General features: G+C 66.1%; 7 protein-coding genes and 1 pseudogene. 7 read left to right on the forward strand and 1 reads right to left on the reverse strand.

Features of this window, described 5'->3' with window-relative positions:
• Nucleotide 1 precedes the first annotated feature (1 nt).
• The 7 genes from nuoL (at nucleotide 2) to AXE84_RS07500 (ending at nucleotide 11246) form a co-directional block, all read left to right on the forward strand.
• Nucleotides 2–1996 (forward strand): NADH-quinone oxidoreductase subunit L, encoded by a 1995-nt coding sequence (gene nuoL, locus AXE84_RS07470; RefSeq protein WP_060957426.1) that lies wholly within the window; start codon nucleotides 2–4, stop codon nucleotides 1994–1996.
• Between the two features lie 13 nt (nucleotides 1997–2009).
• Nucleotides 2010–3611 (forward strand): NADH-quinone oxidoreductase subunit M, encoded by a 1602-nt coding sequence (locus AXE84_RS07475; protein ID WP_060957427.1) that lies wholly within the window; start codon nucleotides 2010–2012, stop codon nucleotides 3609–3611.
• On the forward strand, nucleotides 3608–5221 hold the full coding sequence (nuoN, locus tag AXE84_RS07480) for an NADH-quinone oxidoreductase subunit NuoN (RefSeq protein WP_009407422.1): 1614 nt from the start codon (nucleotides 3608–3610) through the stop codon (nucleotides 5219–5221). Before AXE84_RS07475 ends, nuoN begins: the two co-directional genes overlap by 4 nt.
• Nucleotides 5218–6324, forward strand: a complete 1107-nt coding sequence (locus AXE84_RS07485) for a polyprenyl synthetase family protein (RefSeq protein WP_060957428.1) — start codon at nucleotides 5218–5220, stop codon at nucleotides 6322–6324. Before nuoN ends, AXE84_RS07485 begins: the two co-directional genes overlap by 4 nt.
• A gap of 162 nt (nucleotides 6325–6486) precedes the next feature.
• On the forward strand, nucleotides 6487–8091 hold the full coding sequence (locus tag AXE84_RS07490; protein WP_081093120.1) for an OmpA family protein: 1605 nt from the start codon (nucleotides 6487–6489) through the stop codon (nucleotides 8089–8091).
• A gap of 13 nt (nucleotides 8092–8104) precedes the next feature.
• Complete coding sequence (locus tag AXE84_RS13300; RefSeq protein ID WP_060957430.1) at nucleotides 8105–9667, forward strand: OmpA family protein; 1563 nt, start codon at nucleotides 8105–8107, stop codon at nucleotides 9665–9667.
• 13 nt (nucleotides 9668–9680) lie between these two features.
• Nucleotides 9681–11246, forward strand: a complete 1566-nt coding sequence (locus AXE84_RS07500) for an OmpA family protein (protein ID WP_081093122.1) — start codon at nucleotides 9681–9683, stop codon at nucleotides 11244–11246.
• 12 nt (nucleotides 11247–11258) lie between these two features.
• Here AXE84_RS07500 and AXE84_RS07505 read toward each other — a convergent pair.
• Nucleotides 11259–13768, reverse strand: a pseudogene (locus AXE84_RS07505) (DUF222 domain-containing protein).
• Between the last annotated feature and the right edge of the window lie 452 nt (nucleotides 13769–14220).

Here is a 14220-nt window from a genome sequence, read left to right on the forward strand (position 1 = left end):
CATGCTTCCCGCTTCTGTCACCGCCGTCGTGACGCCCCTGACCGAGGCCACCGGCCTGGCCTCCTGGGCCTGGCTGCTCATCGCCGTCCCCGCGGCCTCCGCCGCCTTCCTGCTGCTGGCCGGCCGCCGCTCCAACGCCTGGGGCCACTGGCTGGGCCTGGCCGCCTCCTTCGCCGCCGCCTGCCTGGGCGTGGGGATCCTCGTGCAGGTCCTGGGCCTGCCCGTCGAGGAACGCGTCATCGGCCTGCCCCTCTACCACTGGTTCTCCGCCGGGAACCTGAGCGTCGACGTCGGCCTGCGCCTGGACCCGCTGTCGCTGACCTTCGTCACGCTGGTCACCTGCGTCGGCTTCCTCATCCACCTGTACTCGGTGGCCTACATGGCCCACGACCGCGACCGGCGCCGCTTCTTCGCCTACCTCAACCTGTTCATCGCCGCGATGCTCACCCTGGTCCTGGGTGACTCGTACATCGTGCTCTTCGTCGGCTGGGAGGGCGTGGGCCTGGCCTCCTACCTGCTCATCGGCTTCTGGAACACCGCCGACGCCGACGCCCCCCAGGGCGAGCAGGCCACCAGCCGCGAGAACGCTGCCGCCGCCAAGAAGGCCTTCATCATGAACCGCGTGGGCGACGTCGGCCTCCTGCTGGCCATGATGACGATGGTCGGCCAAGTCGGCTCGGTCTCCTTCGACGCCATCTCCGCCGCCTCCCTCGACGGCTCGGTGAGCACCGGCTGGCTCACCGCCATCGGCTTCTTCCTGCTCCTGGCGGCCTGTGGTAAGTCCGCCCAGTTCCCCCTCCAGGCCTGGCTGGGTGACGCCATGGCCGGCCCCACGCCGGTCTCGGCCCTCATCCACGCCGCCACCATGGTCACCGCGGGCGTCTACCTCATGGTCCGCTCCGCCGCCGTCTTCGAGGGCGCCCCCAGCGCCCAGACGGCCGTGGCCGTCATCGGCGCCATCACCCTGCTGCTGGGGGCCGTCATCGGAAGCGCCAAGGACGACATGAAGAAGGTCCTGGCCGCCTCCACCATGAGCCAGATCGGCTACATGATGCTGGGAGCGGGCCTGGGTCCGGTCGGCTACGCCTTCGCCATCTTCCACCTGCTCACCCACGGCTTCTTCAAGGCCCAGCTCTTCCTGGGGGCCGGCTCGGTCATGCACGCCATGGGCGACCAGGTCAACATGCGCCGCTTCGGCGGCCTGCGTGGCGCCATGACGATCACCTGGGCCACCATGGGCATCGGCTGGCTCGCCATCCTGGGGGTGCCGCCCTTCTCCGGCTTCTGGTCCAAGGACCGCCTCATTGAGGCCGCCTTCGTCGGCGAGGGCGCCAAGCCCTGGATCCTGGGGACCATCGCCCTGCTGGGCGCGGGCCTGACCGCCTTCTACATGTCCCGCCTGTTCTTCATGATCTTCCACGGCAAGCAGCGCTGGACCACCAAGGACGACCTGGAGGGCGAGGTCCACCCCCACGAGTCCGGCTGGCTCATGACCCTGCCCCTGATCGTCCTGTCCGTGTTTTCCGCGGGCATGGGCGGGCTGCTGACCTACAACAACATGTTCGTCACCTGGCTGGAGCCGGTCACCGGTCACGCCGAGCACGGCGAGCCGGTCCTGCCGGCCACCGTCATCATGGGCGCCACCCTCGCCCTGGTCGTCGTCGGGGTTCTCGTGGCCTGGTGGATGTACGTGCGCCGCCCGGTGCCCGTCGTCCTGCAGCCGGCCAACCCCCTGGTGGAGGCCGCCCGCAAGGACATGTACCAGGACGCCATCAACGAGGCCCTGGCCATGCGCACCGGCCAGGGACTGGTCCTGGCCACCGACGCCGTCGAGCGCTACGTCGTCGACGGCGCCATCGAGGGTGCCGCCGCGGGCACCGGCGCCCTGGGGCGCCTGACCCGCCGTACCGAGTCCGGGTACGTGCGCTCCTACGCCGGCTACATGCTGGCCGGAACGGTCCTCGTACTCATCGCCGTCCTGGCCGCCAGGTTCTGAGAGGACACGACACATGCCGACTCTTCCCGCATCGCTGCCCGTCCTGACCGTCATGGCGGTCACGCCACTGGCCGGGGCGCTCCTGCTGTGGCTGGTCCCGCCACTGCGCCGGCTCCACGCCCGCGCCGTGGGCCTCGTGTTCTCCCTGGCGGTCCTCGCCCTGGGGCTGTGGGCGCTGAGCGCCTTCGACCTGGCTCAAGCCAGCACCGTCCAGCTGACCGACACCCACTCCTGGATCCCCGCCATCGGCGCCTCCTGGGCCCTGGGCGTCAACGGCCTGGGCCTGTCCATGGTGCTGCTGGGCGCCTTCGTCACGCCCTTGGTGCTGCTCGCCTCCTGGGGTGAGGTCCCCGCCGACCGGCAGGGCCTGTTCACCGGGCTCGTCCTGACGCTGGAGTTCTTCGTCGTCGTCATCTTCTCGGCCCGGGACCTGCTCCTGTTCTACCTGTGCTTCGAGGCGATGCTCATCCCGGTGTACTTCCTCATCGGCTGCTTCGGCGGGCAGAATCGCCAGCGCGCCGCCCTGAAGTTCCTCCTGTACTCCCTGGCCGGCGGGCTCATCATGCTCATCGGCGTCATCGCCGTCTCCCTGCACTCCGCCAAGAACGGCGTCCCCAGCTTCCTCATCGACTCGGTGGCGGCCAACCTGCACGTGTCCACCTCCGCCGGTCACTGGATCTTCCTGACCTTCTTCATCGCCTTCGCCATCAAGGCGCCGCTGGTCCCGGTCCACACCTGGCTGCCCGACACCGCCGAGCAGGCCACCCCGGGCACCTCGGTGCTGCTCATCGGCATCCTGGACAAGATCGGCACCTTCGGGATGATTACCCTGGTCCTGCCGATCTTCCCGGAGGCCTCCCGCTGGGCCGCCCCGGTGATCCTGGTTCTGGCGGTCGTCTCCATCATCTACGGGGGCCTGGCCGCCATCGCTCAGGACAACCTCTACCGCCTCATCTCCTACACCTCCGTGAGCCACTTCGGCTTCATGGTCCTGGGGATCTTCATCGGCAACCAGGTGGCCGCCAACGGCGCCATGGTCTACATGGTGGCCCACGGGCTGTCCATTGCTGGCCTCTACCTGGTTACCGGCTTCATGGCCCGGCGCACCGGGACGGTCGCCATCAGCGAGCTCGGCGGCATCGCCCGGGTCATGCCGCTGGTGGCCGGCACCTTCCTGGTCAGCGGGCTGGCCTCCATCGCCCTGCCGGGCCTGAGCGGGTTCGTGCCCGAGTGGATGGTGCTCACCGGCACCTTCTCGGTCTCGCTGGCTTTGGGCGGGGCGGCCGTCGTCGGCGTCGTCATCGCCGCCGTCTACATGCTGCTGCCCTACCAGCGGGTCTTCACCGGGGCGCCCGCCCCCGAGCGCGTGGGCAGCCCCGACCTCGACGGGCGCGAGCGCCTCGTCGTCGTCCCCATCATCGCCGCGATGCTCGCGCTCGGACTGGCCCCGGGCGTCTTGACGTCCGCCTTCGACGACGTCGCCCGGCAGGTCGCGCTCACGGTTACCAGCTCCTCGCAGGCTGAGGCATCAGCCCGCGGCGCCGGTGACAGCCCCGATGCCGGCGGGACTGACGCTCCGGCCGCCTCCACCGCTACGGAAGGGAACACCAAGTGAGCCCCTCAGCCACTGCCCCGATCGTCAACTGGGACGCCCTGACGCCGGTCCTCATCATCCTGGGCGCCGGTGTCCTGGGTGTCCTCGTGGAGGCCTTCATCGCTCGTCCTGCCCGTCTGGCCATCCAGTCCACGCTGAGCTTCCTGGCCATCCTGGCCTCCGGGGTCTCCCTGTTCCTGCGCTGGGGCGAGGTCAAGGCCGCCGGGGCCGCCGCCGCGGCCGTGCCCCAGTTCCAACTCCCCAAGGGTTTCCTGCCGGGCGCCCGCATGTCCGCGGGTCTGACCGAGGACCCCTTCTCCATCGCCGCCCAGGGCATCCTCCTGGTCATCGGGCTGCTGGCCGTCCTGGTGATGGCCGACCGCACCTCGGTCGGTGATGGGGCCTTCGCGGCCCAGGCCGCCGACCGGCCCGGCAGTGCGGAGGAGAGCGAGTCCATCCTGGCCGGCTGGACCACGACCGAGATCTTCCCCCTGACCCTGTTCTCACTGGGCGGCATGATGCTCTTCGGGGCCAGCAGTGACCTCATCACGCTGTTCGTCATCCTGGAGATGATCTCCCTGCCGCTGTACATCCTGGCGGCCACCGCCCGCCACCGCCGGCTCCTCAGCCAGGAGGCGGCGCTGAAGTACTTCGTGCTGGGGGCCTTCGCCTCCGCCTTCCTCCTCATGGGCTCGGCCCTGCTCTACGGGGTGGCCGGCGCCGTCGACTACAAGACCCTGGGCGAGGCCGTGAGCAGCGCGGCGGGGCAGGACTGGCTCATCCTGGCCGGCCTCATGCTGGTGATCGTCGGCCTGCTGTTCAAGGTGGCGGCCGTGCCCTTCCACGCCTGGAGCCCGGACGTCTACCAGGGTGCCCCCACCCCGGTCACCGGGTTCATGGCCGCCGGCGTCAAGGCCGCCGCCTTCCTGGCCCTGGTGCGCTTCTACTACCTGATCGCCGGCGCCATGGGCTGGGACCTGGCCCCCGCCCTGTGGGCCGTGGCGGCACTGACCATGCTCCTGGGCACCGTCGTCGGGGTGGTTCAGCGCGACGTCAAGCGCATGCTCGCCTACTCGGCCATCGCCCACGCCGGCTTCATGCTCATCGGGATCGGGGCCTACTCCAAGGCGGCGATCTCCGCGCTCAGCTTCTACGCCCTGACCTACGGGATCGCCACCGTGGGGGCCTTCGGCATCGTCACCCTGGTGCGCTCCCACCGCGACGGCTCCGTGGGCGGCGAGGACGGCGACTTGGATGCCTTCAAGGGCCTGGGACGCCGCAGCCCCTGGGCGGCCGGTGCCATGACCGTCTTCCTGCTGTCCTTCGCCGGAGTGCCCCTGACGGCCGGCTTCATGGCCAAGTTCCGGCTCTTCGCCACCGGCCTGAGCGGCAACGGGACGCCCTTCGTCATCCTCGCCGTCGTCTGCTCGGCCGTGACCGCCTTCTTCTACATGAGGCTCATCGTGCTCATGTTCTTCCATGAGCCCGACGGCGAGCGCTCCGTGGTCGTGGGCAGCCGCGGCCCGATCATCCTGGCGGTCAGCGTTGCGGTGATGGCCACAATCGGGTTGGGCATTTTGCCGCAGACCGCCTTCGACCTGTTCGACCAGACGGCTATGCTCCTTCCGTGATCGGATCACTGCCGCTGAGCGCCCCCGAGTTGGAGTCGCGCATCATCCCCGCCCTCCAGACCATTGAGGACCGCCTCATGGAGGTGGTCACCAGCGCCGACGAGACCATCAATCCGCCGACCTCGCACCTGGCCGAGGCCGGGGGTAAGCGCCTGCGTCCGGTCCTGGCCCTGCTGACCGCCCAGCTCGGCGACCCGGCCCTGGCCACCGGTGAGGAGATCCGCGACGCCGGGGTGGCCGTGGAGCTGACCCACATCGCCACCCTCTATCACGACGACGTCATGGACGAGGCCCCGCTGCGCCGCGGCGCTCCGAGCGCCCAGACCGTGTGGGGCAACTCCGCCGCCATCCTCACCGGCGACGTCCTCGTGGCCCGGGCCTCCCAGCTGATGGCGGCCCTCGGCCCGGAGGCCGTCATGGCCCACGCCAAGACCTTCGAGCGCCTGTGCATGGGTCAGCTCCACGAGACCCTGCCACGCCCGGCAGGTACCGATCCGGTCGACCATTACATCCAGGTTCTGGCGGATAAGACCGGCTCCCTCATCGCAGTGTCCGCGCGCTACGGGGCGATGCTCACCGGTGCCGGGACGCACACCGAGCAGATCGTGGAGGAGTTCGGCGAGCGGATCGGTGTGGCCTTCCAGCTGGCCGACGACGTCATCGACCTCATGAGCGACTCGGCCACCACCGGCAAGACCCCCGGCACTGACCTGCGCGAGGGAGTGGACACCATGCCGGTCCTCCTCCTGCGCAAGGCCCTGGCGGCCGGCGAGCTCGACGCCGCCGGCCAGGCCATCCTCTCGCGCCTGTCCAGCGGCGACCTGTCCGATGACGCCTTCCTGTCCGACGTCGTCGCTCGCCTGCGCGAGCACCCCGTCCTGGCCCGTACCCGCGAGATGGCCATGGACTGGGCTGCTCAGGCAGTGGAGGGCCTGGAGGGACTGGAGGAGGCCGTCCTTGACGGTACCCGGCAGCGCCTGGCCCAGGCTGGCATTGAGGGCGAGGCCGCCATGGCGGCTGAGGCTGACGCCGGTGAGCGAGTGAGGCAGGTGCGTGCGGCCATGGAGGACTTCGCCCGCATCCTCGTGGACCGGGCCGCCTGACCTGCAGGCCTGAGAACTGATGAGGCTCCGCAACTATCCATGACTCCCCATGGGTTCATGGGGAGCAAATGGGGAGTGATGGGTAGTTCCCCATCGTGGGTAGTGGATTGCGGCGAATAGGGTGCCAAGTACGTGTTCCCAATGCGTTGAAAGGTTCCCGACATGCCGTCCTCCACGCCGATGTCTCCTGACGCCTGCGCCCGACTGACCCGACGTGGTGTCCTGACCCTGCCCGCCCTCGCTGGTGCGGAGGCTGTCCTATCGGGGTGCGGGATGCTGAAGAAGGGCGGTTCCGCCACCTCTGGGAAGAGCTCGGGTGCCGCGTCCCCACGCGCTGTTGCCACCGCGACTGGTCCGCATGGTGGGGTGATGCTGGAGGCGGAGTGGAAAGGGGCTCCGCTCTTGGTTGAGGTGGGGCCCACCGCAGTCAACGACAAGTACGCTGTCGTGCGCTTGGTGTTCACAACGACCTCGGATGAAAATGTGAGCCTGTCTCAGCCGTTCGGCTTCGTGGATCATTCGGGGACGATGCTTGCGATCAGAATGCTCTCTTTGGATAAGGGCTTGGTGTATCGCGAACTCGACGAAGAAACACGTCATTTATATGATGGTGTTGAAAAGGGTAAACCCTTGGAAGTATTTCCAGTATTTCATGCGCCGCCCGAGGGTGTTGGCGTCGTGGAGCTGCTCCTTCCTAACGTGGGTATTGCTGCAGGTGTTCCGGTTTTGAAGGATACCGAGGCTGATTTCTCAGTGGATGATGTGCTGTCAAAGGCGAAGCTCGATGAGTCGGAGGCGGGGCCGTTCAAGATCGAGACGATGTCGCTGGCTGCTGATGATTCGGCGGATATGAAGCAGGATGAGAAGTCGACGACGGTGACGGTGGCTGGGGATGTCACGTTTGCGACTGACTCCGATCAGCTGTCGGATCAGGCGGACGGTGTGTTGGCGAATGTGGTGGAGCAGATCAAGAAGTATCCCTCTGGTGGGGATCTGACGATCACGGGGCATACCGATGATGTGGCTGATGATGCGCACAACCAGGATCTGTCGGAGCGGCGGGCCAAGGCGGTGTCGGAGCGGCTCAAGAGGCTGACGGAACTGTCTAAGTGGAAGGAGTCGGTCTCGGGTAAGGGGGAGTCCTCGCCGCGAGTATCGAATGACTCCGATGAGCACCGACAGGCTAACCGTCGTGTGGAGATCACGCTGACGCCCTCGAAACCCGCCGAATCCAGTGCGTCACCAAGTGCGAGTGCGGCACCGTCGGCAACCTCGATGCCTAAGGCTGCCGGTCCTGCGGGCAAGGGGCCTGAGGGGGTCGATGTAACGATTCGAGATAAGGTGGCGCGCATGTCAATCGATAGTGTCACTCGGGTGGGCAAGTTCTTGATTGGCACCGTCCGGCTTGAAGCGGAACAGGATGTCATGATGCCTGCTGCGTGTCTTGTTTTGCCTGAAAGTATTGAAAGTCTGGGGTGGGTGGCTCTGCAACATGATATGTTTAGGTTCGGAGCCTATAGTCTGACAATTCTCGACGGAGGGAAGCGTTACCTGGAGGCTGGGTTTAGCTTCTCGGACGGTCGTGGCAGCTTGTTGACCAACCAGTTCGTTTATGATCTCGTTGCGGGTGGTGTGCTGAGTATGCCTGCTGTATGGCCTGACCCCGGTGGGGACAGAGTCGTTGTTGACTTGCCGGACGGGAACAATCCGATTGCGCCGCATAGGATTATCGCTCGCCTCACCGACATCCCGGTCCTCAATGCTTGAGGAGGCTGTGGGTATGCCTGTCGTGAATTCTGTGTTGGTGTCTCGTCGCACGGTGCTGTCAGTTGCTGCTGCTGGTACGGGGGCCGTCCTGTCGGGGTGCGGGGCGCTGAAAAAGGGTGGTTCTGCTTCGTCGGGGAAGAGCTCGGGTGCTGCGTCCCCGCGTGCTGCTGCCACCGCGACTGGCCCCCATGGTGGGGTGATGCTGGAGGCGGAGTGGCAAGGAGCCCCACTCTCGGTCGAGGTGGGGCCCGTCGCAGTCAACGACAAGTACGCTGTCGTGCGCTTGGTGTTCACAACGACCTCGGATGACAAGGTAAGCCTGTTTCAGCCATTCGGCTCCACGTATCGTCCGGGGACAATGGTTGCGATCAGGATGCTCTCTTTAGATAAGGGGCTGGTCTATCGTGAGCTGGATGAAGAAACACGTCATTTATATGATGATGTTGAAAAGAATAAGCCTCGGGAAGTATTTCCAGTATTTCTTGCGCCGCCCGAGGGTGTCGACGTCGTGGACCTTTTCCTTCCTTATGTGGGTGTCGCTACGGGCGTTCCGGTTTTGAAGGATACCGAGGCTGATTTCTCGGTGGATGATGTGCTGTCAAAGGCGAAGCTTGACGAGTCGGAGGCGGGGCCGTTCAAGATCGAGACGATGTCCCTGGCAGCTGACGATTCTTCGGACACGAAGCAAGATGAGAAGTCGACGACGGTGACGGTGGCTGGGGATGTCACGTTTGCGACTGACTCCGATCAGCTCTCGGCTCAGGCTGACAGTGTGCTGGCGACTGTGGTGGAGCAGATCAAGAAGTATCCCTCTGGAGGGGAACTGACGATCACGGGCCATACCGATGATGTGGCCGGTGACGCACACAACCAGGATCTGTCGGAGCGGCGGGCCAAGGCGGTGTCGGAGCGTCTCAAGAAGCTGACGGACTTGTCTGCGTGGAAGGAGTCGGTCTTGGGCAAGGGGGAGTCCTCGCCGCGGGTCCCAAATGACACTGAAGAGCACCGACAGATCAATCGTCGTGTGGAGATCACGCTGACGCCATCAAAACCCGCCGAAGCCAGCGCGGCACCGAGCGCGAGCGCGGCACCGTCGTCCGCGATGCCAAAGGCTACCGGTCCTGTGGGCAAGGGACCTGAGGGTGTCGATGTGAAGATCGACGGTAAGACCGTGCGCATGGTGATCGACCATGTGGTTCGAGCCGGTGGCTACTTGGCTGGAACAGTGGTGGTCACCTCCAGCGAGAAGGTCAGCATGCCGGTTGCTCCCTTCTCCTTGCCTGGAAATATGATGGATATGCGTGGCCTCGGAGTTTTTGGTGTGAGTGGTATAACTATCCTCAGCGGTGGGTTGAGATATCTGGAGGCCGACTATACGTATTCCGATGGAAGTAGATATCCTTTAGCGAATGGCTTTGTGTACGATCTTGAGCCTGAGGCATCCCAGTCCCTCCCGGTTGTGTGGCCGGATGTCGGTGGGAGCAGTGTCACGATTGATATGCCGGCAGGTGAATATCTTTATACGAAAGAGCGAGTCGTCGCTCGCCTCACGGATATCCCGGTCGTCAATGCTTGAGGAGGCTGTGGGTATGCCTATCGTGAATTCTGTGTTGGTGTCTCGTCGCACGTTGCTGTCGGTTGCTGCTGCTGGTACAGGGGTCGTCCTGTCGGGGTGCGGGGTGCTGAAAAAGGGCGGTTCCGCCACCTCTGGGAAGAGCTCGGGTGTCGCGTCCCCACGTGCTGCTGCCACCGCGACTGGCCCCCATGGTGGGGTGATGTTGGATTCGGGGTTGGACGGGAAGGCTGTTTCGGTTGAGGTCGGTCCTGCCGTCGTGGTTGATGATCACACGGTGGTCAGGCTTGTGATGTCTAATCCAGGTGACGGGTACTATTACGTCTCTAGTGCGTTTGGGACGATGGGGTCGCCGCTGTCGTTGCTGGACATCAAAATGTTCTCTCTAGGTAAGGGACTCGTATTTCCTCAGTTGAGTGTCGCGGGCAGCGATTTTCTTGTGGAGGTGAGGAAGGATAGGCCTCTTGAGCTGTTTCCGGTGTTTGCCTCCTTGGGTGGCGGGATTAACGCCGTGGAGGTTCTTCTGCCGCATCTTGGAATGGTAGTCGGGGTTCCGGTGGTAGATGAGGCTCATGCCGGATTCTCGGTCGCCGACGTGCTGGCAAAGACAGAGCTGGTCAAGAAAGGTCCTGGACCGTTCAGGCTGCAGAGCCATACGCTTTCTGCTGATGGGGCATCGGATACGAAGCAGGATGAGAAGTCGACGACGGTGACGGTGGCTGGGGATGTCACGTTTGCGACTGACTCCGATCAGCTGTCGGATCAGGCGGACGGTGTGTTGGCGAATGTGGTGGAGCAGATCAAGAAGTTTCCCTCTGGTGGGGATCTGACGATCACGGGCCATACCGATGATGTGGCTGATGACGCACACAACCAGGATCTGTCGGAGCGGCGGGCCAAGGCGGTGTCGGAGCGTCTCAAGAAGCTGACGGACTTGTCTGCGTGGAAGGAGTCGGTCTCGGGCAAGGGGGAGTCCTCGCCGCGGGTGCCGAATGACTCGGACGAGCACCGGCAGGCTAACCGTCGTGTGGAGATCACGCTGATGCCCTCAAAGCCCGCCGAGGCAAGCGCGCCGCCGAGCGCGAGCGTGGCACCGTCGTCGACCGCCATGCCGAAAGCCGCAGGACCCGTAGGTAAGGGGCCTGAGGGAGTAGACGTGATCGTGGACGGCAAGAGACTGCATATGACCATGGAGCGCATGGTTCGGATAGGGAGGTATCTGACCGGCTCGTTAGAACTGAGCTCGCAGCAAGAAATGGACCTTCAGATGTCGTCGTTCGCGCTGCCGTCAACTATGCAGACCCTGGCGGACTGGGTAATGGGCGGGGTGTACAGCCTCACCCTTTTGAGCGGGGGCACGCGATACATGGAGGCCGATTTCGAGTCCGCTGATTGGGGGCGGTTGCCTGCGGCCATGACAGCTCTCGTAGGATCGGTCCATCCCGGTGAACCGCTGCGTCTTCCAGTTGTCTGGCCAGACATCGGAGGCGATTCAGCCGTCATCGATATACCAGGAGGCGAAGCAAGAGGCCCAGGTCGAGTCGTCGCCCGCCTCACCGACATCCCGATTATCAACGCGTAGTGGCCCGGTCACTTAGAAGGGTGGGGCTTGGTCGATGAGGGGTGCGAGTTGGAGGGTGTGGGCGGCTTTGGGGTAGGGGTGGGTTCGTAGTCTCCGGGTTTCTGGCCGGGTTGGGGGCCGCGGGTCTCTAGCCGCGCCCTGCCGTTGGTGTTGGTGCCGAAACGGGCGTGGTTGTGGGCCTGGTTGTCGAGTGCTCTGTCAAGGGCCCGGTTGAGGCGGTTGAGGATGTCGTGGCTGATCTGCTTGCTCAGGTCGGCTGGTACGACGGCGCCGGGGACGTGGTGCTGGTGGGGGCCGGTCTTGCGGGGCAGGCGGGTGATGGTGCCGTTGGGGTGGCGCTGGTAGACGGTCTTGTCGGGGGTGTACCAGGACAGGACCCCGCTGGTGTTGTCTTTGGTGAGGGCCCATCCGGGGGTGTGCTTGAGGCGGTGGTGGGCCTCGCACAAGGTGACGAGGTTGTCCAGGCTGGTGGTCCCGCCCTGGCTCCAGGCGGTGAGGTGGTCGATGTCGCACCGCTCGGCGGGGGTCTGGCAGGTGGGGAAGACACAGGCCCGGTCGCGGGCGCGCACCAGGTCGGCCAGGCCGGCCGGGGGACGGTAACGGGTGCGGCCCACGTCGATCACGACTCCGCTTGCTGGGTCGGTGACCAGGCGCCTCCAGGTCCCGCCGGCGGCCAGGGCCCAGGCAGTCAGGGCCGGCACCGCCACGCTGCGCACCCCAACCCGCACCTGAGCAACCCCGGTAGCCGCGGCGGACAACGAGACAGCAGGCTGAACGGCGGGCTGGGCGTTGGGAGCAGCAGAGCACGACGCGGCGGGCGAGGAGTCGTGAGCAGCAGAGCGCGAGGCGGCGGGCTGGGAGGCGGGAGTGGCCGGGGTGGGTTCGGGCAGACTCCTCCCGTCAGCGGTGGACAGACCTCTTCTGCTGTTCAGGGACGCTGCATCGTTGCAGGCCTCGGATGTGATGGCGGCGATCTGACCTGGAGGGGCTCCACTGGACTTCAGATTGCGGGGCTCCTTGAAGCACTCACCGCCTCCGGGGTCACCGCTGTCGGTGGTGTCTTCTGGCGGAGCCAGGCCACCTGGGTCGGTCAGGCTGGTCAGGGGGACGGTGACCTGGACATCGATGTGGATGCCCTCTGGGAGGGGGAGGTGGCCGGTGCCTGAGGGAGTCCACCACGGACTGGCGGACCCCACCAGGGAGCTCAAGGCCCCCAGGAGGCCTTCCAGGGGCACCCCGTCAGGCAGCAGACGACCCAGGGAGGCAGGACGCCTGGGAGGAGAGAACGAGGCAGGCACTGAACCCAGCTCACTCACACCGCCAAAGTCTCCAGTGCTGCTGCCGAGACCGCCACCACCGCCAGTGCCGCCACTGGTGTCGTTGTCGGGGGCTTGTGTGGGTCTGTGGTAGGCGGTCTGCTGGCTGGTGCGTAGTGTGGACAGGGCCATCGCGCCCAGCGCGTCGGCTCTCAGCTGGGCCAGGGTGCGCTGCTCACCGCAGGCCCTGGCGCTGGCGGCGATCGCGTCCAGGGTCGCGTCCAGCAGCAGGGCGTCCATGGTCGGCAGTACGAGCCGGACCTGGGAGATTCCTTCGCCGGCGGGTTTGGGGCGTGACACGCACCGCCGGGAGACATTGACCCGCACCCGCTCAGCATGCCCGGCGGGGTCGACCTCCATCAGGGCCCGCTCAATGTCGCGTCCCACCTGGGACACGCTGCGCCTAGGTGCCTGAGGCAGCACCCGCTCCTGAACCGCCAGGGCCACCGGGGCCGGCACGCCCTCCAGGCGACGAGTCACCAAGGACGCCTTGGCTGCATCCAGCACCCCGCACCGCTCCATGGCCTCGGTGGGCCCGAAACCGACGTCCATCAGCGCGCTACCGTGGTCCACGACCTGCCCGGCCTGAGTTCGAGACAGCCCCAGGCGGGCCGACAGCAGGCAGGTGGTGTTGAACCGCCGCTCCTCAAACCCCACCACCGGTGAGACCGCACCGTCTGGGCCCCACTGATCCGGATGACTCGACAGCTCACCACAGGCGGTCAGGCACGCCGCCGCCAGGGCCTCGCCCCACGCGGCCCACGCCGCCAGCCGGTGACAGGCCGCGGCCAGCTCCCCCAGACCCCGTGCTCCCAGGCCAAGCAGCCCAGTAGCACCGACCTCCTCCACGGACACGACCCTGTGTCCATCAGCAGCGGCCACCAGCGTCGCGTCAGCGTCCGAATCGCCTGCGAACAAGCCCTCACCATCAGCACTGCCGGCGCTCTCAGCGTCAGAGCTCTCACCACCGACGCCGCCGCCACCGCCATCGCCGTCGTCGTTGGGGTTCTGGGCGGCCACCAGCAGCCGGGACAGCAGCCCCTCGACCACACCGGCCAGCGCTCCACCGCCGGCCAAGGACCCCAGCAGGCCCGCCACGTCCTCAGTGCAGGTCACAGCCCCCGCCGACGCGTCCCCGGCGGGCGCGACCAGCACCTCGGCCGCACCACCGGCCGGGACACGAGGAAGCACACCGCCTTCGAACATATGTACAGTATAGCCCGAATCTCCGCCACCCGCACGGCGAAACAGCACTCAGAATCACCGGCACAGCAACGAAAACCAGGAGCCTTGCCCCTCATGATCGGAGGTACACGGAGGTGGGGTGGGGCGGTCCTCGTACCTGCACACCGAATCCGGACTTGCGCCTCGAACCCTCACCCGCCTCCTGTGCCCGCGTCGCGCTCCCGCCTCCCCGAGTGGACCGTTCCGAACTGCCCTCCTCGCACCCACCTTCGGAACCGACCTCTCGCCCCCACCTCCACTCCGACGTGACGCGGCTCAAAGCCGCGTTGTTGCCCGCGCCCTGGGGGAGTCCCCGCCTTCCTCCATAGACTGTGGCGCGGTACCCCGTCGTCGCCGTCGCCCCGGACCGGAGCAACCGGTTCTCCCGGCAGCGGGAACGCGGGTGCTACGTCCACGTCCCCTGAAACAGGAAC

Source organism: Actinomyces oris (genome assembly GCF_001553935.1).
In the GTDB taxonomy this organism is placed as follows: domain Bacteria; phylum Actinomycetota; class Actinomycetes; order Actinomycetales; family Actinomycetaceae; genus Actinomyces; species Actinomyces oris_A.